Annotated in this window: 21 protein-coding genes and 1 tRNA gene; 6 read left to right on the top strand and 16 right to left on the bottom strand. The window is 63.1% G+C overall.

Annotation, left to right across the window (positions count from 1 at the left end; translation table 11 throughout):
• Nucleotides 1-229 precede the first annotated feature (229 nt).
• The 7 genes from RPS27_RS24845 to RPS27_RS24815 form a co-directional block, all read right to left on the bottom strand.
• Nucleotides 230-694, bottom strand: coding sequence for a hypothetical protein (locus RPS27_RS24845; protein WP_212066585.1), 465 nt, complete (start codon nucleotides 692-694; stop codon nucleotides 230-232).
• Entirely contained in the window at nucleotides 678-1,595 is a 918-nt protein-coding gene (locus RPS27_RS24840) for a DUF2950 domain-containing protein (protein ID WP_212066587.1), read from the bottom strand. The genes RPS27_RS24845 and RPS27_RS24840 overlap by 17 nt, the downstream gene beginning before the upstream one ends.
• Entirely contained in the window at nucleotides 1,592-3,265 is a 1,674-nt protein-coding gene (locus tag RPS27_RS24835) for a DUF3300 domain-containing protein (RefSeq protein WP_313754692.1), read from the bottom strand. The genes RPS27_RS24840 and RPS27_RS24835 overlap by 4 nt, the downstream gene beginning before the upstream one ends.
• Before the next feature lie 250 nt (nucleotides 3,266-3,515).
• Entirely contained in the window at nucleotides 3,516-5,399 is a 1,884-nt protein-coding gene (locus tag RPS27_RS24830) for a HAMP domain-containing sensor histidine kinase (protein WP_212066591.1), read from the bottom strand.
• A gap of 130 nt (nucleotides 5,400-5,529) precedes the next feature.
• Nucleotides 5,530-5,940, bottom strand: coding sequence for a hypothetical protein (locus RPS27_RS24825; protein ID WP_211417034.1), 411 nt, complete (start codon nucleotides 5,938-5,940; stop codon nucleotides 5,530-5,532).
• Between the two features lie 24 nt (nucleotides 5,941-5,964).
• A complete protein-coding gene (locus tag RPS27_RS24820) occupies nucleotides 5,965-7,197 on the bottom strand; it encodes an HlyD family secretion protein (RefSeq protein ID WP_313754691.1) in 1,233 nt (410 codons plus the stop codon).
• A complete protein-coding gene (locus tag RPS27_RS24815; protein WP_211417496.1) occupies nucleotides 7,190-7,615 on the bottom strand; it encodes a hypothetical protein in 426 nt (141 codons plus the stop codon). The genes RPS27_RS24820 and RPS27_RS24815 overlap by 8 nt, the downstream gene beginning before the upstream one ends.
• A 166-nt stretch (nucleotides 7,616-7,781) precedes the next feature.
• Here RPS27_RS24815 and RPS27_RS24810 point away from each other — a divergent pair, with 166 nt between their 5' ends.
• Nucleotides 7,782-8,234 carry a hypothetical protein gene (locus RPS27_RS24810; RefSeq protein WP_211417032.1) on the top strand — a complete coding sequence of 151 codons (453 nt, stop codon included), beginning with the start codon at nucleotides 7,782-7,784 and terminating at the stop codon, nucleotides 8,232-8,234.
• A gap of 21 nt (nucleotides 8,235-8,255) precedes the next feature.
• Nucleotides 8,256-9,056, top strand: a complete 801-nt coding sequence (gene ppk2, locus RPS27_RS24805; RefSeq protein WP_212066593.1) for a polyphosphate kinase 2 — start codon at nucleotides 8,256-8,258, stop codon at nucleotides 9,054-9,056.
• Between the two features lie 71 nt (nucleotides 9,057-9,127).
• On the opposite strand, the gene RPS27_RS24800 is transcribed toward ppk2, so the two are convergent.
• The 5 genes from RPS27_RS24800 to RPS27_RS24780 all read right to left on the bottom strand — a co-directional run bounded on the left by RPS27_RS24800 (nucleotide 9,128) and on the right by RPS27_RS24780 (nucleotide 16,571).
• Entirely contained in the window at nucleotides 9,128-9,562 is a 435-nt protein-coding gene (locus tag RPS27_RS24800; RefSeq protein ID WP_194402052.1) for a hypothetical protein, read from the bottom strand.
• Nucleotides 9,563-9,582: 20 nt separating this feature from the next.
• Nucleotides 9,583-11,283, bottom strand: a complete 1,701-nt coding sequence (locus tag RPS27_RS24795; RefSeq protein WP_212066595.1) for an aspartate:alanine exchanger family transporter — start codon at nucleotides 11,281-11,283, stop codon at nucleotides 9,583-9,585.
• 18 nt (nucleotides 11,284-11,301) lie between these two features.
• Nucleotides 11,302-14,055 carry a decarboxylase gene (locus RPS27_RS24790; RefSeq protein ID WP_212066597.1) on the bottom strand — a complete coding sequence of 918 codons (2,754 nt, stop codon included), beginning with the start codon at nucleotides 14,053-14,055 and terminating at the stop codon, nucleotides 11,302-11,304.
• A gap of 135 nt (nucleotides 14,056-14,190) precedes the next feature.
• A complete protein-coding gene (locus RPS27_RS24785) occupies nucleotides 14,191-15,894 on the bottom strand; it encodes a SulP family inorganic anion transporter (RefSeq protein WP_212066599.1) in 1,704 nt (567 codons plus the stop codon).
• Nucleotides 15,891-16,571, bottom strand: a complete 681-nt coding sequence (locus RPS27_RS24780; protein ID WP_212066672.1) for a YoaK family protein — start codon at nucleotides 16,569-16,571, stop codon at nucleotides 15,891-15,893. The genes RPS27_RS24785 and RPS27_RS24780 overlap by 4 nt, the downstream gene beginning before the upstream one ends.
• A 137-nt stretch (nucleotides 16,572-16,708) precedes the next feature.
• Between RPS27_RS24780 and RPS27_RS24775 the strand changes: the two genes are divergently transcribed.
• The 3 genes from RPS27_RS24775 to RPS27_RS24765 are packed head-to-tail and all read left to right on the top strand — an operon-like array spanning nucleotide 16,709 to nucleotide 19,903.
• Nucleotides 16,709-18,397, top strand: coding sequence for a transporter (locus RPS27_RS24775; RefSeq protein ID WP_313754690.1), 1,689 nt, complete (start codon nucleotides 16,709-16,711; stop codon nucleotides 18,395-18,397).
• A gap of 10 nt (nucleotides 18,398-18,407) precedes the next feature.
• On the top strand, nucleotides 18,408-19,295 hold the full coding sequence (locus RPS27_RS24770) for an alpha/beta hydrolase family protein (RefSeq protein ID WP_212066603.1): 888 nt from the start codon (nucleotides 18,408-18,410) through the stop codon (nucleotides 19,293-19,295).
• Nucleotides 19,296-19,318: 23 nt separating this feature from the next.
• The gene (locus RPS27_RS24765; protein WP_212066605.1) at nucleotides 19,319-19,903 is read left to right on the top strand and encodes an invasion associated locus B family protein; all 585 of its coding nucleotides are present in this window, start codon (nucleotides 19,319-19,321) and stop codon (nucleotides 19,901-19,903) included.
• Between the two features lie 12 nt (nucleotides 19,904-19,915).
• On the opposite strand, the gene RPS27_RS24760 is transcribed toward RPS27_RS24765, so the two are convergent.
• Together RPS27_RS24760 and RPS27_RS24755 are read right to left on the bottom strand one after the other, a co-directional pair.
• Entirely contained in the window at nucleotides 19,916-20,284 is a 369-nt protein-coding gene (locus RPS27_RS24760) for a response regulator transcription factor (RefSeq protein WP_212066607.1), read from the bottom strand.
• Nucleotides 20,285-20,473: 189 nt separating this feature from the next.
• Nucleotides 20,474-21,097, bottom strand: coding sequence for a response regulator transcription factor (locus tag RPS27_RS24755; protein WP_212066610.1), 624 nt, complete (start codon nucleotides 21,095-21,097; stop codon nucleotides 20,474-20,476).
• Nucleotides 21,098-21,402: 305 nt separating this feature from the next.
• Here RPS27_RS24755 and RPS27_RS24750 point away from each other — a divergent pair, with 305 nt between their 5' ends.
• Nucleotides 21,403-22,086: a helix-turn-helix domain-containing protein gene (locus tag RPS27_RS24750; RefSeq protein ID WP_194402043.1), complete on the top strand. Its 684-nt coding sequence runs from the start codon at nucleotides 21,403-21,405 to the stop codon at nucleotides 22,084-22,086.
• Between the two features lie 29 nt (nucleotides 22,087-22,115).
• Here the strand turns inward: RPS27_RS24750 and RPS27_RS24745 are convergent, their stop codons facing one another.
• Both RPS27_RS24745 and RPS27_RS24740 read right to left on the bottom strand, forming a co-directional pair.
• Entirely contained in the window at nucleotides 22,116-22,571 is a 456-nt protein-coding gene (locus RPS27_RS24745) for a potassium channel family protein (RefSeq protein ID WP_211417023.1), read from the bottom strand.
• A 506-nt stretch (nucleotides 22,572-23,077) separates the two neighbouring features.
• Nucleotides 23,078-23,167 (bottom strand) — tRNA-Ser (locus RPS27_RS24740).
• Nucleotides 23,168-23,253: the final 86 nt, after the last annotated feature.

The raw sequence follows: 23,253 nt of genomic DNA, 5'->3' as shown, positions 1-23,253 counted from the left end.
TCTGAACCGGCACTGCAGGCGATCGGTTTCACGCGCCCCTGTCGCGTTTCCACCTCCGCTGATCGAGGGCCATAAAGTCCGCCTGATGCTGGGGAGCGGCAGCAGAGCGGCGGCGCCATCGAGCTTCTTCGGCGCAGACGAGGCTGGGTCACATTGGGCGGGCGAAGTCCATCGTTGCGTCACCATGTTCCCCGGCGGCTCTCGTACCGCCATGACGACGAATACTTCCTCATCTCATGGAAATCATGATCGCGCTCAGATTGGCGGCGAATTCTGCGCCCAGCTTTCCTCCTTGCAGGACCATTGTCACCCCTTTGTCGTTCCGCAGGTGAGCGCCGTTGATGCCCCCGACAACGGCCGCACCACCGCCGACCGAGCTATAGACGCCGGCGAAGTCGCTCACATCCTTTATGCCAGAGGCCCAGCCCTCCAGCCGTGCGACACTTGCCCCTGCCGTGATGCCAAGGCTCGCTCCCGTTACGCGGAATGGATAATTGCGACCGCGATAGGTCAGAACGCCGTTGCCGGCGCCGCCTCCGATCAGCAGGCCAGCCTTCACGATCTTGACGCGCACTTGCCCCGCTGCTTGGGCGAACGACGGGGCGGCAGGCGCGGCAAAGGCGAGCAGCGCGCCCGCAGCAAGACAACGCGCGATCGACAGAAGGGCTGCTCTCACCTCACTTTGCCGGGGCATCGACCTTCTTCCAGGTCTCATCAGGATCGAACAGCGTGGTGCGCTCGGCGACGAAGGCCGTGCGCTTGCCGAGATCCTTCTGGTAGACGGTGCCCGCATGATTGACCAGGAAGGTCATGATGCCCGAATTGCCGTATTCGGCAGGCCAGGCGATCAAGGCGAAGCCCCCGATCATCTTGCCCTTGACGACGTAATTGAGCGCGCCGCCGGGAGCATCCCGGCCCTGCCCTTTGAGAATCCGGAAGTAGTAGCCGTGATAGGGCGCAGGTCCGACATCGCCGGCGCGGTAGCCCTCCTTCGAGGCCTCGGCCGCCAGCGCGCCGAGTGGGCTCGGGTCGTTGTCGTCGCGCCAGAACAGGCCGTCCTTCTTGCCCGGCGAGGAGACGATGCGCTGCGCATAGACGCCGGCGCCCTCGCCGCGGTCCTTGTCGGCATATTCATTCTGCGCGTCGACAAAGGCGAGCGCGGTCTGGATCGCATCGAGTTCGTTGCGGCCGATACGCCGGCGCAGCACTTCGATGCGTCCCTCGTCGGTGTCGAATTCCCAGCCGGCCTTGGTGTTGACCAGCGGAATGGGGAACGGGAAGTCATCCGGACCCAGCACCAACGTCGCGGTCTTGTTGCCTTCGGCCTTGATGGCGTGCCTGGCGTCATACATCGACGTGAAGCGCGCTCGGATGTCGTTGTCGGCGATCTCGTCGCCGGAGGACACGATGTCGTCGGCGGCACGCCCAAGCACTTTCAGGATGTCGTCCGGTCCGCTCTTGACCGCGGCGGCGAGCGCAGCCGCCGCATCCTCCGGCGTCTTGAAGGATTGCTGCGCCTGCAGCTCGGAGCCGAGCAGCACCAGCGTGATGATGCCCGGCAACATTGCGCGACGGAATGAGTCTAGGACAGTCATGGCGTCACCTCCGCAGGGACCTTCGCGCCGCCAGCGAGCCAGTCGCGGTAGGTGCGGAATGTCAGCCCGAGCTTTTCGTAATGGACCCGCAGATAGCCATCGCTGCCGCGCGTCACCGCGGCAGGCATCACCTGCTCGACCTCCTGCGCCATGACGCCGACATAGGCCTTGTCGCTGCCGATGTAGCTGAAGCGATAGTAGCCGATGCCGCTCGAGAGATGGCCGAGGAGCGTGATGTCGTGCTTCAGCGCGATATCGGAGCGCCGACCACCGCCGCCACCGCCACGGAAGCCGCCGCCGCCACCGCCTCCACGCATCGCCGCTCCGCCACCGCCGCCGCGGCCGGCAAAGCTCGGGCCGCCGCCGCCACCGCGCGGCATGCTCGCCATGCTCGACCGTCCACGGGCGGATGCTGCAGCTGCCGAGCGGCCGGAGGAGACGTTCATGGCACCGCCACGATTGCCGCCGCTGCCACGATTGGCCGCAGCGCCGCCGGCGCGGTTAGCAGCCTTTGCGCGATCGCCGCCGGCCTTGTTGGCAGCCTTGGCGCGGTCGCCGCCGCCCTTGGCGCGATCCGCAGCTCCAGCACGATCACCTCCGCCGGGCCGATCACCGCGGTTGCCGGCACGATCGCCCGCACGATCTCCTGCCCGGTCACCGCGATCACCAGCACGATCACCAGCACGGTCGCCTGCCCGATCTCCCGCGCCCTGATTGGGACGCAGCACCTGATTGCCATCACGACCGCGGAAATCCATGCGGTCCGACACGCCGGCCTTCAAATTGTTGTTGCCGAAGCGCTGCTGAACGTTGCTGTTGTTGTAGCGGACGCCGCCGCGATGCGCCGGATTGTGCTGCCAACCATTGCCGATATTGGTGGTGCGGTGGTTGACGTAAACGTTGCGATTGCCCCAGTTGCAGCCGCCGCCCCAGTAATTGCCCCACCGCCCGATCGCCCATGCGGTGCCGAAAGCAAGCCCCGCCGCGACCACACCCGCGCCGATATAGGACGGATAGCCCCAGTAATAAGGCGGATATTCCGCATAGGGCCAGCCGCCATAGACCGTGGCCGGATCGTAGTACGGCACATACATCTCCGCGGGATTGGCCTGCTGGATCACGACGACCTGCTTGCCTTCCTGAGACTGAACGCTGACCTTCTGCTGCTTGGTGGTGACCAGCTTCTTGTTGTCATAGGCCTTGGTGCGCAGGCGCTGGATCGCATCCATCACATCGGGCTGCTGCGCGAGAAAGGCATCGCCGAGCTTCTTGGTCCACTCGAGCTGGTCGCTCATCATGGTCAGGACGTCGGCGGTGCTGGCGAGCGCCTTGACGCTGTCGTCCCAGGCCTGCTTGTCCACCTCCGCCTTCAGTGCGTCACCCTTGAGGGTCTTGCGCTCCTTCAGCCAGCGGTCAGCCTGCACCACCTCGAGCGGATAGGTCGAGGCGGCCAGAACGTTGGCGAGGAGTTCATCCGGATAGAGCGCAATCGGCGCAACGAGGGCCTCGAGCTGCTCGGGTTTCAGAAGCTCGGCCGACGGCGCCGCGGGACTTGCCGGCTGCGCCTGCGGAACCGGGGCCGCAGGCGTCGTTGGGGTCTGCGCCATTGCAGCGAACGAGGTCGCAATTATGAACGCAAGCGCCATCAGGATCTTGCCGCAGCGAAACATCACACCCTCCTTCGTACTTCCAACTGGGGAAGATCGAGCCGGATCGGAGGCGTTCGTTGATCGAGATCAACGAAACGAGATCCTCGGGACTGCTGCAGCGCAAGACCAAACCCTCATTCGATCAGTTCGGCATCCATCATGAGCCGGCACGCGGCGCTGCGCCAACAGGGTAATCGTCACTTCTGCGACCGCGGAAGAGGAACGGCCGCGGCGCCCAGGAGGCTCGATCAAGATCAAGGGTATCGCCTCTTCAGCCCGCGATCGGGAGCCGCATCGTGAACAAGGCGCCGCCAGCGGCGCGGTTTGCCGCGACAATTTCGCCGTGATGGGCCTCGATGATGGTTTTGACGATCGCCAGTCCCATTCCCATGCCTTGCGGCTTGGTCGTGAAAAACGGATCGAAAACCTGAGCGAGGTCGGCCGGGGCTATTCCGGGTCCGGTATCGGCGATCCTGATCTCGGCCTGATTGCCGGCCCGAAGGGTCGAGACGCTGATCTCCCGCCTTCCGGCGCCCGCATCCGACACCGCATCCATCGCGTTGATGACCAGGTTGAGGATGACCTGCTGAAGCTGGACTGGATCGCCCTTGACATGGAGATCGGTCAGGACAGGCGCGTAGGTCAAGGCGATGCGGCGTCCGTCGGCGACGGCCTTCAGAAGGTCGAGCGCTTCGCGAACGGTACCGTTGAGCTCGATGTCCTTGATTTCGAACGGCGTCTTTTTCAGGATGGAGCGCAGCCGGCGGATCACCTCGCTTGCCCGTTGGTCGTCGCGCCTGATGTCGGCGAGAATCTGACGAACCTCGTTGATGTCGGGCGCCTTGGCGCTCAGCATGAGTTCTGCCGTCTCGGCATTGGTCAGGATGGAGCCGAGTGGCTGGTTCAGTTCGTGCGCGATGGACGTGGTCAACTCGCCGACAGCGGAATAGCGATTGGCGTGAGCGAGCTCGGCGAGACGCTGGCGCGATTCGACCTCGGCAACCCGCCGCCGCCGCCGCTCGTGCAGCAGGCCGCTGATGAGACCGCCCTGCACGAGGAACGCAGCAGCGATCATCAACATCTCCCAGCGATAACGCTCCCAGATGTTCGGCTCGCGAAACAGGATCTGGCTGTCAGGAGGCAAACGGCTCTCGCTGATGCCCCAGCGCTGCAATTCCCGCCAGTCGTATCGGGGCGCGGAGAAGCCGATCGTCTCGTAATTGATGTTCGCAGGTTTCGCGCCGCCGAGGATGCCGATCGCGGCGCGAACAGTCCTTGAAGTCGTTTCCGCGATCAAATGCATCGGTCCTCCGACGGGACCGTCACCGAAAAAAGGCTCCTGGTAGGAGAAGATCGGAGCATTCGCGACTGCATGAAGGCTGCGCAGGGCAATGTCGCTCTCGTGGACGACGCCGGCCGCATCGACCGACATCAGCCCCCAGAACAGCACGGTCTCCGGCGGGAGCTTCGATGCGCGCCTCAGGATCTCCTCGAATGACAGATCCGAATACCAGACCAGCTCGACTCGCCCGTCGAGAGGTTTCAGCTCCCGCTTGACCTCCTCGACCCAGAACTTCTCGAGTGGCGAGGCTCCAACCACGACGGCAACGGACTTGGTGCCCGGCAGAAGCTGCAGGATGTTCTCAAATGAGGCCATAAAATCGTTGCGAATTGCCACGACCACATCGTTGGAGCCGAGACCTGCGCGATCAATCAGCCGATTCTCGACCGCGGTGAGAATGAGCGGCGCATCTGGGAACAGTCTTGCTCGGTATCTCTGCGCAAACCGGGCGGCAGGCGCGCCGATGCTCAACACCACGTCGGGCTTCGCGCCCTGATACAGCGACTGCAGATATTCGACGAATGGCGCCTCGGGGCCAGGATTGTTGAAGCGCGCTGTGAGCAGCGCGTGCTCCTGGATATCCAGCGGCCAGGGCGACTGTCGCTCGAGTTCATTCTTGATGTCGCGGGCATATTCGCTCCACGGCCGAAACTCGCGGCCGAAGGAGTGCAACACCAGCACGCGCTTGAGCTCGCCGCGCCGGCTTCGTTCGACGGCTTCGGCGCGCGCGGACGGCAGGCTCACGGCGACGAACAGGCCGAGATACAGCAGTGCGGCCGCGACTGACCACGGCCTGACCGAAACACCGCACATGCCCCGTTCAGCTCCATTAACGCAGCTTCCGACGGCTGCTTACCAGACCATTCTATCGGAAATTGCGACGCGCCGACAGGCCGCAAGCCCACGCCTGTTAGAGACGCGTCAACATTACCACGTGTTCTCGCTATAGGCCCGGGCAACGGTGATAGCGGATTTCCATGTCCTCCATGCCCGGGAATAGCCGGGCGAGACCGTTTGCATCCAGCTCTTTCAGGCTGAACTGAACGCTCGAAAGCATCATGTCGGTGGCGCAAGCCGCGATCAGATTGACGTTTTGTCCGCTGTCCTTCCTGGCCTTGATCCGGCAACGGGCAAATTTTCCGATGATCTGATCGCCATCGACGATGAAGCCGCCACCATAGGCGTCGGACATGTCGGTGAAGCCGAGCTGCGTCCCCTTGCGCGCAAACACCTTGGGACAATTATCGGCGTCGGTCACCCATGCACCGTCGAGATCGAGCGCATCGGCACCCACGCTTCCAAGCAGGGAGATCATCAACGCGGCGCCAAGCGCGGCAATCTTTCGCGAATACATATCGTCTTTCCCTCCTGAGGCCGATCAATGACCGCTCAGCACCAATGTCTGAATCGGCAGCAGCAGCGCCTGGATACGCAGCAGCAGCGCGTGGACGAGGCCGACGCCATCGACGACGTGGAGCGCGATCTTCCGGCTGGTCGACGTGCCCTTGGCGGAGATCTCCTCATGATTGCTGGTATAGGCATTGACGATGCAGCTCGAGCCCGGTGTGACCCCGTCCAGGCCCCCTTTGTAGAGCGGCTCGAGGAACACAAGGATGGTGCCGGGACGCACGGCGTTCTGCGGATCGATCAGTTGCTCGCCGGATCGAAACTGCCCGGCCGCGATGTAGTCCTGCACTGTCGTGATCACCATGGGGATGATCACCCATGGCTTCGAAATACAGGTTGCCTCCGCCACCATACCTTCCTTCATCACCTGGGCCTCGATCTGGCCGAAGCCGGCTTGCAGGGCCTTGCGGCCGGCGCCTTCCGGAACGAGCACGCCGGCCGGCCGCATCAGCTGGTTGACGACGTCGCCCGGTCGAACCAGGAACTGCTCGACGCGCCCATCCACGCCGGCGCGGACGAGCGTCTTGTCGAGATCGACCTGAGCCTGGGCCAGCGCAGCCTCCGCACTCGCCTTCTGCGCCGGCAGCAGAATCGAGATCTGCAGCGACGCCGATTGTTTCGCGGCCGTCGCCGCATCGATGCCGGACTGACGCTGGTCGACCAGGACCTGGAGCTTGTCGATGTCGCGCTGCGGAACGATTCCGGGATTGCGGCGCTGGAGTTCGCTCTTGGTCTCCAACTCGTCCCTGGCCTGCTGATAGTTGGCTCTCGCCTCCCCGACCTGCGCCTCGGCCTTGGCCACATCGGCTTGCGCCGTCTGCATGGTCGCATCGACCTCCGCAACCTTCCGTTTGGCGGTTTCGAGCGCGGCTTGCTGCTTCGAGCTGTCCAGGGTGAACAGCACATCCCCCTTCTTGACCGGCGCGCTGAAGCCGACCTTGACCTCGGCGACGCGTCCGGAGCCTTCAGGCAGGATTGGAACCGTGCGGAAATACAGCGTCACCGACGACGTCGCCGGATGGAAATAGAAGATCATGGTGATCAGCGACACCGTCAGCATCAGGCAGCCGGTGATGCCCCAGCGCAGCTCGTACCAAATGGAGAAGAACGTGATCTCCTTGCCGAACCGTTTGCCCTGAGCATAGCGGCGGTAGAGGTAGTCCGGCAGGATCGTGACCAGGGAGCAGATCAGGAGCTCAAGCATGGCCGGGCTCCTTCGCCTTGGCCGGTACCGGCTTGTCTGCTGGAGGCGGCGCGGTCACCGCCTCCCTCTCCGGCTCAACGTCCTCGCCGGCCGGCGTGGCGTCCGCGATCCGCTCGACAGAGCCGGCAATGCTGCGCAGCGGCGTGCCAAAATCGGGCAGATCAATCATTGCGAGCAAGAGTCCTGCGATCCAGAAGATGTGCATATGCGTGAACAGCGAGATCAGACCGAGCACAGCGACGAACTCGAATTGCAGCTTCTGCGACTTGTGCGCCATCCGCTCCGGCAGGCTGTGCAGCTTCCAATAGAGCGTACCGACCCAGAACACGGTACCGAGCAGGAAAATTCCCATGACGACCATGAGCGTGTCGATCCCGCTTCCCGGCGCGAGATAAAACGGCAAATGGTGCGGAGCCATCGGGTGAAGCTGGTCGCTCAAACGTCTCTCCCGGTCAGTGAAACGGCACTTCTGGTACCCTGTTCAGGTAGTCTCGCTGTTTGCTTGATTTGAATCAAGGGAACGCCTTTCGCCCGACCTAGCGTCTTCCCGATGCTGATTGGATAATCATCAGGAGCCGCCAGCCATGCCGGGTCTCGACGATCTCATCCCCAACGCCGCCCAGATTCGACAAGAAGCCGCTCTCAAGGAGGCGGAGAAGGCTGACGAATATGTCCGCCTCGCTGCGGCGGCCGATGCGGAGAAGCGCGCTCTGATCGAGCGTCTGAGCAAGCCCTCGGGCAAGAGCGAGGAGGAGAAGATCCAGCTCGCCTCCACCATCATCAAGCGTGCGGTGCGAAATGGCCTGACCGAAGTGCTGGTCTATCGCTTCCCCAACTCGCTCTGCACGGACAAGGGCCGCGCCATCAATCAGATGGAAAAAGGTTGGGAGAACACCCTGACCGGAATTCCAAAGGAAATATTCCAGCTGTGGGTCGACTATCTCAAACCGCGCGGCTATCGCATTTCCTATCAGGTCATCGATTTTCCCGGCGGCGTGCCCGGCGATATCGGCGTGACCATCTCCTGGGACGAATGACGCGCAACAGGAGGCAACGGCATGGCCAAGGACGCGCCTGCGGAGCGGATGAAGCGCAAGGACTACGAGAAGGAGCTCGGCAAACTCCAGGTCGAGCTTTGTCACCTGCAGGAATGGGTCAAGGTCCAGAAGCTGAAAGTGATCATCATCTTCGAAGGGCGCGACGCCGCCGGCAAGGGCGGCACCATCAAGGCCCTGACCGAGAAGGTGTCACCGCGCGTCTTCCGTGTCTGCGCCCTGCCCGCCCCCTCGGACCGGCAGAAGTCCCAGCTGTTCATGCAGCGCTATATCGAGCAATTTCCCGCCGGCGGCGAAATCGTGATCTTTGATCGCAGTTGGTACAATCGCGCCGGGGTCGAATACGTCATGGGCTTCTGCTCGCCGACCGAGCACAAGCGTTTCCTGGAATTGTGCCCGCTGGTGGAGAAATTCGCCGTCGACGCCGGCATCATCCTGATCAAGCTCTGGCTGGAGGTCGGGATGGAGGAGCAGGAACGCCGCTTCATGGCACGGATCGAGGACCCGCTGCGGCAGTGGAAGCTGAGCCCGATGGACACCGAATCGTTCGGGCGCTGGTACGATTATTCGCGCGCGCGCGACATGATGTTCGAGGCGACCGACACCAAGCATGCGCCGTGGCGATTGATCCGCTCCGACGACAAGCGCCGCGCGCGGCTCAACGGCATCTCGCACGTCTTGAGGACGATCCCCTACAAGAAAGTCAAGCGGGACAAGGTCCAGCTGCCGCCGCGATCTCACAAGGGACGCTACAACGACCAGGCAAGCCTGCGCGGTCTCAAGTTCGTGGAAGAGCGTTACTGAAACCCAGCATGATGAAATACGAAACGGGCTGCGACGACGCAGCCCGTTCTGTTTGCGACCTCCGGCTTGGACTATTTGAGCTTTATCGTGACGCCGCCAACCGCGGCCGACACTTCCGCGCCGACCCTGGGTCCGCTGAGCTGAAGGATCACGCCATTGGCGTTCTGAAGTTGAACCGCACCCGCGCCTGCCGCGACCGCACCGCCGGCGCCTCCAACCGCATACGATCCTTCGATCGACGCGGGCCCCTTCAGACCGATGGCCTTGCCGACGAACTTCGTCGTCGAGGCGCCGACCGTGAGGCCGACGCTCATGCCGGAGACGGTGAACGGATACTTCTTGCCCCTGTAGAGCAGCACGCCTTCCCCTCCGCCGACGCCGACGATGAAACCGCCTTTGGTGAAGACGACCGCGACCTGGCCGGTATCGGCACGCGCCGGCGTACTCACGGTGATGGCCGTTACGAGCATGGCGGCCGCAACCGCACCGAAGCTGACTTTTCTCATGAGTCTGTTTTCCCTTTTCATCATTGCGCCAGGAGCATCGCGAAGTAGCCGAAGATCGTCAGGAGGATGCCCGAGACGGCATAGCCGACCGGGAATCCGATCCATGGCACCGAGCTCTGGATCTCGACCGCGGCTTCGCGGCACGGACCTGAATGCGATCGCGCGCCGGCAACGCCGCCCATCAAGACGGCCGGGTTGATCTTGAAGACGTGGAAGCCGATCGCCCAGACGATGAACGGCGGGATGGTGCAGGCGATGAAGCCGACGATGAAGATCTTCAAGGCGATGGCGCCTGTCAGCTGCGACAACAATCCTGCGCCCGCATTGACGCCGACGATGGCGACAAAGACGACGAGGCCGAGATCCTCGAGGACGTTGCGTGCCGCATTCGGCGTGTTGCCGAAGAAGCGCAGCCGCGACACGACCGAGGACACGATCACGCCCGAGAGGAGCAAGCCACCTGCGTTGCCTAGGCCAACCTTGGCGCCGAAAGCCGGAAACTCGATCATGCCGATCAGGAAGCCGATGATCATGCCGAGGGACAGGGTCAAAAGATCGGTCGACGTGTTGGCGCGCGCGATGCGGCCCCACATCTCCCCGAGCTCGTTGACGGCCGACTTCAGGCCGACCACCGAGACGATATCCATGCGTTCCAGCTTGGTCTTGAGACCAGCCGGAATCTGCACACCACCGCGCTCGACCTTGGTGACCTGCAGCTGGCCGGCGATCGCCGTGTCGCGGAAGGACTCGAACGTCCGCCCCACCATGTCCTTGTTGATGACGAGGATGTCCGCCTGGTCCATGGGAATGCCGAGCGTCTTGGCGTCAGCGACCTCCGGGCCGATAATGCCCATCTTTTCTGTGAGGTGCTCGGTCGATCCGCCAAGGGCGACGATATCGCCCTTTTGCAGCACGAAATCGGGGTCGGCGCCTTGGGGCTCGCCGTTCCGCCCCACATTGACGATCCGGTACTCGGGATTGACCGTCCGGAATTTTGCGATGCTCATCCCGACGGTTGCCGGGTTCTCCAGCCGGTACGCGCGCAGGCCGAACTGGCGGTAGCCGGTCAGGCCGCCACCTTCGAGATCCTTGACGCCGAACTCCTGCTCGTACTGTTTCGCGGCGGCCTTGGCGTCGACGCCCCACCAGCGCGGCAGATATTTGCAGATCAGGATGATGCCGACGGTGCCCCAGATATAGGTGATGCCGTAGGACAGCGCGATCATGCCGGATGCGTCCTCAGGCTTCATGCCAGCGGGCAGCTTTACGACGCCGGACGTAACGGCCTGCTCGGCGGAGCCGATCGCCGCCGACATAGTCTGGGAACCCGCCAGCATGCCGCCGGCAGCGCCGGGCGGAAGCGCAAACAGCTTGGCGCCGATGACCACAAGCGCCAGGCCGAGCACGCTCGATACGAGGGCGAGGATGCAGAACTTGAGGCCATCGCCCTTCAGGCTGTTGATAAAGGAGGGGCCGACGCGCAAGCCCACACCGTACATGAACAGATAGTAAAACAGGCTCTTGGCGAAATTGTTCAGCTCGAGCTTCACGCCGTAAGTCGAGGCCCAAACCGACAGGCCCGCCCCCACCACGATGGCTCCGGCAACCATGCCGAGGCCATAACCCTTGATGCTGGCCCGGCCGATATAGACGGCGAGACCGACGACAAAAAACAGCAGCAGATACGGATACTGCCGCAGAAACTCGAAAAATGCCTGCATGTTGGTCCCCTCCAAGCGCTAAGATGCGGCCTTGAGCTTCGGCTTCGCGTCGGCCTTCGGCCGGCCGAGCTTCGCCAAAGCTTCGCTGCGCACGAGCTTCAACCCTTCCTTGGCGTCGTAGCCATGGATCTCCTTCACATCGAGCTTGCGCATGAAGTCGATGGTCTCCTGAGTGATCACTTGGCCCGGCACCATGATCGGGAAGCCCGGCGGATACGGGATCACGAAGTTGGCGGAGACGAGTTCGGGGCCGGCCTTCAGCCGCCGGTCGATCTCGGGATCGCTGAGGCGGATGTGCTCGCAGCCCGCGGCGTCGTAGGCCGCATAGAAGCCGGTGCGAATATCGCCCTCGTTGGTCTTGGTGCCGGCATCGCCGCGGAAGCTCGGGTGGAAATGCGAGAAGTTCGGCAGATCCGGCACATCTTTCATCAGGCTCGTGACCCGAGCTTCGAACGTCTTCCTGGCATTGGCACCGCCCTGGGTAAGGCCGCGGTCGATCTCGCCCGCGATCTCGGCGAGCACGCGGATGAGATGCGCGACGTCACTGCGGGTGTTGTTGATGTTGGACTGGACCAGGACCGAGTTGCGCGACGTCTTGTTGACCTGGATGTTGTAATCGTTGGCGAGAATGCCCTTGAACTGCGTCCCGTCATAGCCGGCCGTGCCGCACACCAGCGTCATGCGGGTCGGATCGAGGCAGAACTCGTCCTCGTCCAGGCTCTTGAGCGTATTGGCCCAGTTGACGCCGGGTGCCAGAAAATCGGTGAAGCCGCTCTGGCGGTATTGCGCCGGCACCATGGCATCGGCGCCGAGAATGCGGAAGTATTTCGAGATCAGCGGATTGTTGTTGACCGCCTGGCGGATCGCGAACGCAATCTCGATGGCATTGGCGACAAGGCCATAGCCTTCGAGCTCCATCTGCCGCCGCGAGATGTCGAGGCTCGCGATCAGCTGCTGGTTCGGACTGGTCGAGGCATGGGTGAACACCGCCTCCTTGAACTGCTGCTCGACGGTGTGGAATTCGACGTCCTTGACCGACAGCATCGAGCCCTGGCGGATCGCCGACATCGACTTATGGGTCGAATTGGTCTGGTAGACGCGCAGCCGAATCTGTCGCGGATCCGGGATCAGCCTGGTCTTGAGCAGCACCTCGTTGGACGGGGTCTTGCCAAGCTCGGCCTGCTGCTTGTCATAGGCCGCGACCGACTTCGGATCGCGCATCCACGCCTCGATCTCGTTGGCGGCGCCCATGGCGGTGCGTCGGCGCAGGAAGGGCGAGAAACGCGCGAAGCCGAACCAGGCCTCGTCCCACAGGAAGATCAGGTCGGGCTTGATGGCGAGACATTCTTCCATGACCCGCCGGGTGTTGTAGATGTGGCCGTCGAACGTGCAGTTGGTGAGATCGACCATCTTGACGCGGTCGAGCCGGCCGTCGGCCTTGGCGTTCAGAAGCGCCTGCTTGATGGTCTTCAGCGGTACCGCGCCGTACATCGAATATTCCGTCATCGGGAAGGCTTCGACATAGAGCGGCTGCGCACCTGCCAGCACCATGCCGTAGTGATGCGACTTGTGGCAGTTGCGATCGACTATCGCGATGTCGCCCGGCGCGAGCAGCGCCTGCACCGCCATCTTGTTCGAGGTCGAGGTGCCGTTGGTGACGAAGAAGACGCGGTCGGCGCCGAGCGCCCTCGCCGCCTTCTCCTGCGCCTTCTTGATGTTGCCGGTCGGCTCCAGCATGCTGTCGAGGCCGCCTGTGGTGGCACTGCTCTCGGCCAGGAACAGGTTCGGGCCGTAGAACTCGCCCATGTCGCGGATCCAGTCGGACTTGAAGATCGACTTGCCGCGCGCGATCGGCAACGCGTGGAACGTGCCGATCGGGCGTTGCGCGTATTTCTTGAGATTGTCGAAAAATGGCGTGTCGTATCGATCCTGGATGCCCTCGAGGATCGACAAGTGCAGCTCCAGGAGCTCTTCCACCGAATAGAAGATGCGGCGCACCACGGCCGCCTGCGGATTGCCTGCCAGTTCCTCGACGTCGCGATTCGAGATCATGTAGAGATCGAGCTCGGGCCGGACGCGCTTGATGATCTGGGCGAGCCGCAGCGCCGAGGCGTCGGTTTCGTCGTTGAGCCCTGCCCCAGCCATGATCGAACGCAGGACCGGCGCATCGTGGCGTGAGCGCAGCCCGAAGCCTTCGTTGATGATCACAGCGCCGAGGTTGGGATTGAGCATCGTCGCGCAGAAGGCGTCCTCCAAGCTTCCGACGATGACCGGTTCATAGATGAAGGCATCGACCGGGCGCCGCAGCTTGCGCCATTCGGCCGCGAGCGCAGGCCATTGGCCGGGCGACAGGCCGGTGACGATCAGCGTCTCGAAATAGGGGCGACGCGCGCTGTGCGCGCCAAAAGACGGCGGCACCAGCTCGGGCGTATCGCCATTGCCGTCGTCCTTGGCGCTCCAGTCGCCGGCATGCTGGCGAAAGGATCGCGTGGCCAGCGCCTGGGCGATCCGCGTTGCAAGGGCGAACGAGGTTGCGCCGTCGCCCGCGGACGCGGCCTCCCGCAACGTTGCCATCAGTTGCAGGCCGGGATAGCCGTGAAACTCCTCGGTCACCGAGAGATCGGCCAGCGCCGCGTCGTAGGCCGCGCGATTGCCGACCCGAGCCCAGGTCTTGGCGGCTTCGACCAGATCGCGCCAGTCGTCCGCCCGTGCGCCGGGTCCGGAGAAGAACTGGTCAATGCGCTTCAGCGCGGCCTTGGGCTCTTTGGACATGTATCTCTCCCGATCCATGAGGGCAAAGGTGATGCCGGATCGTGAGTGCGGTGCCGGTCGTTCCATTGATCCAAGTCAACGGTTCCGTGCATTCTGACGGATGATGCCATGCCGCTCGCGACGCAATACGAGGCGTCAGGCTGTTCCTTGCCCGCACCTTGCCTGATCATCGGCAAGCAGCTTGTCGAGCGACCGCAGCCACTGGGTGCTGTCGGTCCTGTCCGCAAGTCCTTCGGCGCGCAGGAGGTCGCGCAGCTGCGCGTGGGCGCCGACGATGCAGAACGTCACCTTGCGTGACGCAAGTTCGTCGTGGAGATCACGCAGCATGCGGGCACCAGCCAGATCGATATAGGGTGAGGCCGAGAGGTCGCAGGCGACCAGGCGCACGGCCGGTGAGGTCCGCAACGCCGTCAGGACGGTGTCCAGGATCGTCTCGGCGTTGATGTAGAGCAGCGAGGCTTCGGGCCGGAATGCAATGACGCCCTCCAAGGGCTCCACGCCCTCATGTCTGGCGCTGTCCGAATAGCGGCCGCTGCCCGGCAACCGGCCCAGGAACGCGACGTTCGGTCGCGAAGCGCGCGCCAGCAGCAGGAAAATCGACGCGATCGACGCCAGCAGGACGCCCTGGAGAATGCCGAGCAGCAGCACGGCGATCAGCGCGATCGCTGCCGCGTGGAAATCGATCCGGCTGACACGCCACATTCGGAGCAGCGCACGAACGTCGACCAGCCTGTAGACGGCGGCGAAGACGATTGCCGCGAGCACCGCCTTGGGCAGATTGGTCAGCAGCCCCGTGAAGAACAACAAGCACAGCCCAAGCGTCACCGAGCAAATGACCAGCGCGAGCGGCGTCCGCGCTCCCGCGTTGTCGTTGACGGCCGATTGCGACAAACCCCCGGCGACGGGATAACCATGGCCGAACGCAGCGGCGAGGTTTGCCGCGCCCAAGCCCAGAAACTCCTGGCGAACATCGAGCGGATAGCCGTGCTTGGCAGCAAAGCTGCGGGCCGCCGATACGCCCTCGATATAAGCCAGCAGGACGCAACCGGCTGCGAGTGGAAACAGATCGTCGAATTCCAGCAAACCGAACGTCGGAATTCCCAGCGCTGGCAGCCCTTCCGGTATCTTCCCAGTAACGGGCACACCCAAGGCCGGGAGGCCCAGCAGCGTTGCCAGAAGGATCGCGAGCGCAACGACGGTGATGCCAACCGGCTTGCCGGGCAGGAGCCGCTCGCCGAGTAGCAGCAACATCAGCGCGACTGCCCCAATGGCGAGCACAAGCGGGTCAATGCCGCCGAGCTGCCCGACCAGCTTGACGGCGCGATCGAAGAAATTGTGGCCGCCACCGGTAACTCCGAGCAGGCTCGGCAACTGGCTCATGATGATGGTGAGCCCCGCCCCCGCCTTGAAGCCGACCAGAATACTGTCGCTGACCAGCCGGACGAGGACGCTGAGCTTGAACAGCCAGGCGATGAGGCACAGCACCGCCACGGCAAACGCCGCAAGGCTCGCGATTTGCGCATAGCGGACCGCATCGCCCCCCGCGAGCGCGCCCACGGTCCCCGCGATCATCAGGGAAATCGCCGACGTTGGACCGATCGCGAGTTGGCGCGACGTCCCGAGCAAGGCGTAGCCGATGCCGCCGAGCATGTAGCCGTAGACGCCGATCTGTGGCGGCAAGCCGGCGAGCGCCGCATAGGCCAGCGAGACCGGGATCGCGTAAGCGGCGAGCGTGATGCCAGCGATCGCATCGGACCGCAACCATTGGCTTCGATATGCTGCAAGCCACTGAGCCGGTGGAAAGAATCGCATCCAGGTCGGCTCCGGAGGCGAGTTCATCTGGTCACCTCCTGCGGGGTCGCTTCGCAACGCAACAGAACGATCAACAGCGCGACCACGGGAATGCCGAGTGCGAGATCAGGAATGATCTTTGTAGCGTATGCGCCGGCCGCCGCGCCGAAGCCGAACACCGCACACAACGCAAAAAAGATTGCCGACTTGCGCAACGTCCCGAGCGGTGCACCGCCATGCACGACCAAGAAAACGTTCTCGATGGCTTGACGCATGTTTCCCGTGATCATGACCGTGCTGCAAAGAGTGCCTTCGACCCTTGCGAACATCGCCGATTGCATGGCTGCGACCACGGAGATGCCAAGCGTTCCCGCCAGGTCCGGCAACCGGTTGTGCAGAACACCAATCGCGATCAAGAGCACGATCTCGACGACGGTACTAATGGCCCCGGCACGCTGGCCGGCGACACGGCGCAGCCAGGCCGCGATCACGATGCCGACTGCGAAGGCCAGGATCGGCGGCACGAAGTGCAAGGCCTTCGCCCAATTGCCGGCCATCGCATAGACCCAGAGGAAGATCAGATTGGCGGTCTGCGCATTGGCCAACACACCATGGATGATCCAGGTATAGGCGTCGATGAAGCCGCCGGCGAAGGCGAGCAGCAGCACGATCTCGACCGTCTCGTCGCGGCGGATCGCGTCGGCAGCGACGTCCATCGTCGTCATGTCCGTCATGAGGGCTGTCGCAAACGCATCATCAAGTCATAGGGATCGCCCCGTGCTGCCTAAAGCTTGATCTGGATCAAGCAATGTTCCGTGCGCGAGCAATCAAATCGCAGCAGAGCGCCGGGGGAACTGCGACCATGGATACCGTCAGGTGGATCATCTCCGCCGCACCGGAAATTTTCCTGCTGCTCGCCATCGCGATCGGTACCCTCCTCGGCCGGATCAAGGTGCGCGGCTTCTCGATCGGGACCACCGCCTGCATCCTGGTCGTCGCGGTCCTGATTGGACAGCTCGGCAGTTTCTCGTTTCCGCCGATCCTCAGGGCGCTCCTGTTTAGCCTGTTCGTGTTCACGATTGGCTACCGTTCCGGGCCGGAGTTCTTCGCCTCCCTGAGCGTGCGGACCCTGGCGCAGGTCGTGCTGACGCTGGTGATCGGAGGGACCGGGCTCGTCATTGTGCTCATCTTCGCGCGCGTCTTCGCGCTGGATACGGGGACGGCCGCAGGCTTGACCGCCGGCGCGCTGACACAGTCCTCCGTGATCGGGACGGCCTCGGGCGCGCTGACACAGCTCGGACTGCCCCCCGACGTGCTGAAGCAGCAGGAAGCCAATATCGCCGCCGGCTACGCTGTGACCTACGTGCTCGGTTACATCCTGACGCTGCTGTTCGTCCCGTTCGTCGCGCCCCGGCTGATGGGCATCGATCTGAAGGCGGAGGCGAAGAAGCTCGAAGCCGAGCTCGCCGGCGGCGCGCCGCCGAAGACGGAAAACCTTTCCTATCGCAAATTCCAGGCGCGCGCCTATCGCGTCTCGGCCGGAGCGGGCCGTAGCATTGCTGCGATCGAGGACGAGATCGGCAGCCGCACGGTCGTGGAACGCATCGTACGCCGCGGAGCCGACCTCAAACCGCAGCATGACACGTTGCTCGAGGCCGGCGACGACCTCGTCATTACCGGTCCAACCGCTGCGATCGTCGCCGCCGAACCCGTCATCGGGGACGAAATCGACGCGGGGGAATTGCTGCGCAGCCTGCCGGGCAATGTGATCGAGGTGCTCGTGGAAAGTCGCCACCTGCACGGCCGCTCGCTCCGCGACATCGTTGAGCGGCTTGGCGACAATGCGCGTGGCGTCTTCCTGCGAGCGCTCACGCGGATGGGTCGGGAGGTCCCGCTCGGTCCCGATACGCGGGTCTATATCGGCGATGTCATGACGCTGGTTGGCAGCACCGGCAACATCGCGCGGGCCACGGCGAAGGTCGGACATGCCCTCAATACCAGCGACCGGACCGACATCGCCTTCGTTGCCGCGGGCATCGCGGTGGGTCTGCTGGCCGGACTTGCCAGCTTTAAGGTCGGCACTGTCGCTCTGACGCTCGGCGGCGGTGGCGGTGCATTGATCGCGGGGCTCGTCTGCGGCTGGCTGCGGACGCGCAGGCCCGGTATCGGCGCCATTCCGCCGGCGGCGCAGCAAACCTTGAGCGATCTCGGCCTTGGCGGCTTCATCGCGGCCATCGGCCTCGGCAACGGGCTTGCCGCCTGGTCTGCGATCCAGGCGCACGGCCTGCTGCTGGTCGGGATGGGCACCGTCGTCACGCTGGTCCCGATGACGATCGGGACGCTCGTCGCCTATCATCTGCTGCGCATGAACCCTGTGGTGACCTGCGGTGCGCTGGCCGGTGCCATGACCGTCGATGCCGCCGTCACCGGCGCATGTGACGTTGCCGAGAGCCAGACGCCGGTGCTCGGCGTCGCCGTGCCCTATGCGGTCGGCAATGTCGTCCTCACCGTGCTGGGCCCGATCGTCGTGGCCGCCACGTTCAACGGGTGACGAGGCAGGCATGCACTCCCCTCTCCCCGCAATCGGACAAGTCCTTGCAGTCATCCTGTCCCTTCTCGGCGCGCTTGCGGCACCGGCGCATGCGGAGGACGAGATCCGCATCCAGGAGGAGATCTGGGCCCTGCCGCTGCCGCTGCCGATGTTCGCCTATCTGGTCCGCCCGGTCGGTGACGGTCCCTTCCCGCTGGTGATCATGAACCATGGCGTCTCGCTCAATCCGACCGATCGCAGCTTCTTTCCGCTGGTGGAGTTTCGCGATGCCGCCACGTGGTTCGCAAGGCGCGGCTATCTCGTGGTGGCGCCGGTCGGTAGCGGCTATGGCGCAGCCGCCATCGACATTCCAGAGCGTGCGATCTTCGGTCCGTTCTTCTCCAAGATCGGCAAGTGCAGCAATCCGAACTTCCGTGATGCAGGCATGGCCGTCGCCCAGGTCGATCTCTGGATCATCAATTATTTGGCTGCGGAAAAGCGGATCATCCCAAAGGACGTGATCGTGGTCGGACAGTCCGCCGGCGGCTGGGCGTCGATCGCGTTGTCGAGCGTGAACCCGCCCCAGGTGAAGGCGATCATCACTTTCGCCGCCGGCCGCGGGGGGCGCGTCGGCGGCAAGCCGAACAACAATTGCGCGCCGGACAAGCTCGTTGAAGCCACTGCGGATTTCGGCCGCACCTCGCGCGTGCCGATGCTGTGGATCTACATCGAGAACGACACGTTTTTCGGGCCCGACCTGTCAAAGCGCATGCATGACGCATTCACCGCCGCGGGCGGCCGGGCCGAATATCATCTGATGCCGCCGTTCGGCAATGAAGGCCACTTCTTCATCGGCTCGCCCGAGGCGATCCCGCTCTGGTCGCCGCTGGTCACGAAGTTCCTCGATGCGCCGAAGTGAGTTCAGACCCCGGAGATACGCCGATGCCCCGCCCGCTTAATTGTCTCTCTGGCCTCCTGATGGCTGCAATCGCCGGGGCTGCGACGAGTTCGGGCGTCGCCGCGCCGAAGGCGGCGCAAGCCGGCAAACCCGGCGAAATCGCAACGCGCGGCCAACGCGAAGCAAAGGACATCAGCTATGGCAGTTGGGAGAAACTCTGCTTCAGGGCGGGCGGTGCGCCCATCCTGTGCCGGACCTCCATCACCGGCCAATTCGCGACTGGACAGACGGCCGTTCGCCTCGATCTGATCCAGCGGGAGGACGCCCCCACGGCCCGCCTGCAACTGTTCGTACCTGCCGGCATGTATCTGCAACACGTGCCGAAATTGAGCGTCGACAACGGCGGGGTCGTCCGCCTGCCCTATACCTGGTGTCTCGCCAATCTGTGCGTCGCTGCCGACATCGCAACGCCAAGAATGATCAAGGAGATGGAAACCGGCAAGGTGCTTGTGCTGGAAGTCGTCGATTCAAATCTTCTCGCTCTGACGACCTCGATCCCGTTGGCGCAATTCGCCTCCGTCCACCGGGGTGCGCCGGCCAGGACTCTCGAGCAATATATCGACGAATGACGGCTCGAGCAGCTACGAGACGCGGGCGCGCTCGACGGAATCGATCAACGACTGCGCGGCAAATGGTTTGGTCAGATAGGCAACGCAGCCGGACGCAAGGGCCGCCGCGCGGTTTGCGGGGCAGTCGTTGCCGGTCACATAGATCACAGGCGCTTCGACGCCCTTCTCGGCCAATGTTCGCCGCAAGTCGATGCCGGACTTTTCACCAAGATTGACGTCGAGGATGATGCAGACCGCGGTGTTGAACCTGCCATGATCGAGCAAGGCCGCCGCATTGCCGAACAACTTGGTGTCGAAGCCGCGGCCACGCAAAAGCCGGTCCATGCTGGCACGCACGGACGGATCGTCATCAACGATAAAGACGGACTTTCGCAGGGGCAAGGCAAGCTGCCTTTCGTCAAACCAATGAAAAGCGGCGGCGGTTACGAGACATCAACTTTGAAGGCTTCGCATTCCGAGCGCACCATCTGTGCACTATTGCACACGGCAGGCCCAACGCTGTCAACGCGCCTCAGGATTGTCCTTTGGTGCAGGTTTGTGTGGTGGGACCGAACCTAGCCAACGCGCCAGCTAATTCTCGTTCGGATCAAGCATTCCAAGCCGCTCCGCGATCGAAACGAGTTCCGCAAGTGAATGAACCTGCATCTTCTCCATCACCTGCTGGCGATGCGCCTTCACTGTGCGTTCGGTTGTCCCAAGCTCGTGCGCGGCCTGCTTGTTGATTCGGCCGCGCACGATGAGATCGAATACCTGTCGCTCACGGTGGGTCAGCCTGGCCAGATCACCGCGAAGTGCATCGAGCCTGTTGCGGCGAACCCGCGCCGCCCGTTGGGTTGCCAACGCGCGCTCGATTGCCTCGATCAACTGCTCGGAGCTTATCGGTTTGGTCAGGAAGTCTTCCGCACCTGCCTTGATCGCTCGCACGGTGGTCGGCGTGTCTGCATGCCCCGTCAGGAAGATGATCGGCAAATGCGAGCCCGACTCGATCAACCGGGTCTGCAATTCGGGGCCGCTCAGTCCCGGTATCCGTACGTCGAGCAGGATGCAGCCCGCCTGTTCGTCGTTCGGTGTCATCTCCAGCAACGCTTGTGACGACGCGTAAGTGACGACGTCGTAGCCCGCAAGCTTCAGGCGGCGTTCGATCGCCGTACGAAAGGACTCGTCGTCATCAACAACGTGAACGAGGCCCGGCACCTTCCACCTCCAGCCTTCCAACGGGACCGTTGAGGTCCTCTCATCTTGGAGCAGTCATTCCCAACAGATTGGAGGATAACATTCCTGCCTGGCAATGAGCCAGTTTCTCGCAGGGGCAGCGCCTTCTCATCCTGCGCATCAAAATCTCTTCCTGTCCCTTGGTACAATGAACCTTGGAACAATGGATTGAACCACTACCGACGGCGTAAATCAACTTCGGCGGGAGTGGGACTGCCCGGCGCGTTTCGCGCTTGGGATATTTTCGTCTTACGGACCAATTCGGCGATGAGCTGAGGAGTTGGCCTATGTTTGTTCGCATCACAACGGATTCCCCGCTCCGCCCTCATTCTCTCCGCGTCTTTGGCATGGATAGTGAATCAAATGCGCGGGTCAGTTTAAGCGAATTTTCCTATCGGAAGGGCACCGAGATCTACGGCGAGAAAGAGCCGGCGGAATATGTCTACCAGGTCAAGTCCGGAGCCGTACGAAGTTACAAGCTGCTAACGGACGGCCGGCGGCAGATCGGAGCATTCCACCTTGCAGGCGACATCTTCGGGCTCGAAAATGGCAGCGAACACCGTTTCACGACCGAGGCGATCGTCAACACCACCGTGCGCCTCGTTAAGCGTCAGAGTCTGGAGACGGTCGCCGACAGCGACGCAATGGTTGCCAAGAATCTGCTGAGCATGACCACCAACAATCTCCAACATGCCGAAGACCACATGCTGCTTCTGGGACGCAAAACCTCGCTGGAGCGAGTTGCGGCCTTCCTGCTGGAAATGGACAAGCGATTGACGGCGGCGGGTGTGCTGGCGCTGCCGATGTCGCGGCGCGATATCGCCGACTATCTCGGCCTGACGCTGGAAACCGTCTCGCGCGCGCTGTCACGCCTGCATGAACTCGGCGTTCTCGGCTTCGTGGGCAACACCCAGCGCCAGATCGTGCTGCTCGATCGACAACAGCTCGCCACTCTCGATCTGCAGTCGTGAATGGCCGGGCTCGCGGCGATTGTGCTCGTTTAGGCCTCCGGGGACCGATATCCGTGAACTTCGGTGATCCCGAGGTGCTCCAGTGTCTTGCGCAGCACCTCGAACAGGATCGCGGCGGACCAGCCGAACAGCAGAACGCCGTTCATGGCTGTCATGGGCCCAATCAGCCGCCATTCAGGTACAGGCGTGATATCGCCGTAGCCGAGCGTCGTGTAATTGACGAAGGCGAAGTAGAGAATATCGCTATCGGCCGCGACAGCGCGCAGAGCGAGGTATGTCGCGGCCCACACCAGGATTTCGAACGCATGCGAGATCATCAGGACGACCGCAGTCGCAATCATCACACCCATCAGATGTAGCCTCGGCCGTCTGCTCGGCCGCAGACCGGCACGGCGGGCAATTGCCACCGCCAGAACCGTAACGAGTGCATGAAGGCCGATATTGATGACGCTGACAAGCGTGCCGACCAGCAACTGTAGGAGCATAGCTCAGCCCTTGTGGCCTGACGATCGATGTCTTGGATAGCAACGCCTGCCAACCGGCGAATGCGGCGGTCGCCAGTGCTCCGCCAATCACGTCAATCAAGATAACGAGCGTCGGCGTCGTCAGCCAGCGCTCCATGACGAGCGGTTCCAGAATGTTGTCGAGAAGGCCTACGACCAAGAGATATGATGCAGAGCAAGGCCACGACGACTTGCTTGTCGATCCAGATCCAGACGACCTCAGGCAGGAGAACGATGGCAACTCCGATCTGCAGGATCGACAGTTACCGCACGACCATCATCGCTTTTGCACCGCTGCATCGGACGCGAGCGCCCAAGCTCAGGGGGACCAAAGCGCCCAACTCTCCTTCAATTCCGTGCAATGTCGGAATTCGCCGCGCCCCGATCTGTAGCTCTCACCAGGGCTGCTCACGTTGTTCTTGGGCAAGCTGGCGCAAATTGGCGTCAACTCAATGGCTTAGCGCGTCCCGCTTGGAGGGGGCCCGTATTGGCGGAAGGGGTGGGATTCGAACCCACGGTACCCTTGCGGGCACGCCGGTTTTCAAGACCGGTGCCTTAAACCACTCGGCCACCCTTCCAAGTCCGGAACGGCTGTCGCTTAACGCAGTCGACCGCGTAAGGCAACGCGAAGTTGGCCCCCTCGCCTCAAGCCCCTCCCGCCCGC

The sequence above is a fragment of the Bradyrhizobium sp. WYCCWR 12699 genome (assembly GCF_032144035.1).
GTDB lineage: Bacteria > Pseudomonadota > Alphaproteobacteria > Rhizobiales > Xanthobacteraceae > Bradyrhizobium.
The sequence above is the reverse complement of the archived record's forward strand: the minus strand, read 5'-3'. Positions and strand labels throughout refer to the sequence as shown.

What these genes read in the sequence shown, in the direction of transcription:
- RPS27_RS24835 (WP_313754692.1), bottom strand. Translation starts at nt 3,265, where the DNA reads ATGTTTCGCTGCGGCAAGATCCTGATGGCGCTTGCGTTCATAATTGCG.
- RPS27_RS24765 (WP_212066605.1), top strand. Translation starts at nt 19,319, where the DNA reads ATGCCCCGCCCGCTTAATTGTCTCTCTGGCCTCCTGATGGCTGCAATC.
- RPS27_RS24810 (WP_211417032.1), top strand. Translation starts at nt 7,782, where the DNA reads ATGCCGGGTCTCGACGATCTCATCCCCAACGCCGCCCAGATTCGACAA.
- RPS27_RS24820 (WP_313754691.1), bottom strand. Translation starts at nt 7,197, where the DNA reads ATGCTTGAGCTCCTGATCTGCTCCCTGGTCACGATCCTGCCGGACTAC.
- RPS27_RS24800 (WP_194402052.1), bottom strand. Translation starts at nt 9,562, where the DNA reads ATGAGAAAAGTCAGCTTCGGTGCGGTTGCGGCCGCCATGCTCGTAACG.
- RPS27_RS24790 (WP_212066597.1), bottom strand. Translation starts at nt 14,055, where the DNA reads ATGTCCAAAGAGCCCAAGGCCGCGCTGAAGCGCATTGACCAGTTCTTC.
- RPS27_RS24845 (WP_212066585.1), bottom strand. Translation starts at nt 694, where the DNA reads ATGCCCCGGCAAAGTGAGGTGAGAGCAGCCCTTCTGTCGATCGCGCGT.
- RPS27_RS24840 (WP_212066587.1), bottom strand. Translation starts at nt 1,595, where the DNA reads ATGACTGTCCTAGACTCATTCCGTCGCGCAATGTTGCCGGGCATCATC.
- ppk2 (WP_212066593.1), top strand. Translation starts at nt 8,256, where the DNA reads ATGGCCAAGGACGCGCCTGCGGAGCGGATGAAGCGCAAGGACTACGAG.
- RPS27_RS24770 (WP_212066603.1), top strand. Translation starts at nt 18,408, where the DNA reads ATGCACTCCCCTCTCCCCGCAATCGGACAAGTCCTTGCAGTCATCCTG.
- RPS27_RS24830 (WP_212066591.1), bottom strand. Translation starts at nt 5,399, where the DNA reads ATGTGCGGTGTTTCGGTCAGGCCGTGGTCAGTCGCGGCCGCACTGCTG.
- RPS27_RS24775 (WP_313754690.1), top strand. Translation starts at nt 16,709, where the DNA reads ATGGATACCGTCAGGTGGATCATCTCCGCCGCACCGGAAATTTTCCTG.
- RPS27_RS24780 (WP_212066672.1), bottom strand. Translation starts at nt 16,571, where the DNA reads ATGACGACGATGGACGTCGCTGCCGACGCGATCCGCCGCGACGAGACG.
- RPS27_RS24745 (WP_211417023.1), bottom strand. Translation starts at nt 22,571, where the DNA reads ATGCTCCTACAGTTGCTGGTCGGCACGCTTGTCAGCGTCATCAATATC.
- RPS27_RS24825 (WP_211417034.1), bottom strand. Translation starts at nt 5,940, where the DNA reads ATGTATTCGCGAAAGATTGCCGCGCTTGGCGCCGCGTTGATGATCTCC.
- RPS27_RS24750 (WP_194402043.1), top strand. Translation starts at nt 21,403, where the DNA reads ATGTTTGTTCGCATCACAACGGATTCCCCGCTCCGCCCTCATTCTCTC.
- RPS27_RS24815 (WP_211417496.1), bottom strand. Translation starts at nt 7,615, where the DNA reads ATGGCTCCGCACCATTTGCCGTTTTATCTCGCGCCGGGAAGCGGGATC.
- RPS27_RS24795 (WP_212066595.1), bottom strand. Translation starts at nt 11,283, where the DNA reads ATGCAGGCATTTTTCGAGTTTCTGCGGCAGTATCCGTATCTGCTGCTG.
- RPS27_RS24785 (WP_212066599.1), bottom strand. Translation starts at nt 15,894, where the DNA reads ATGAACTCGCCTCCGGAGCCGACCTGGATGCGATTCTTTCCACCGGCT.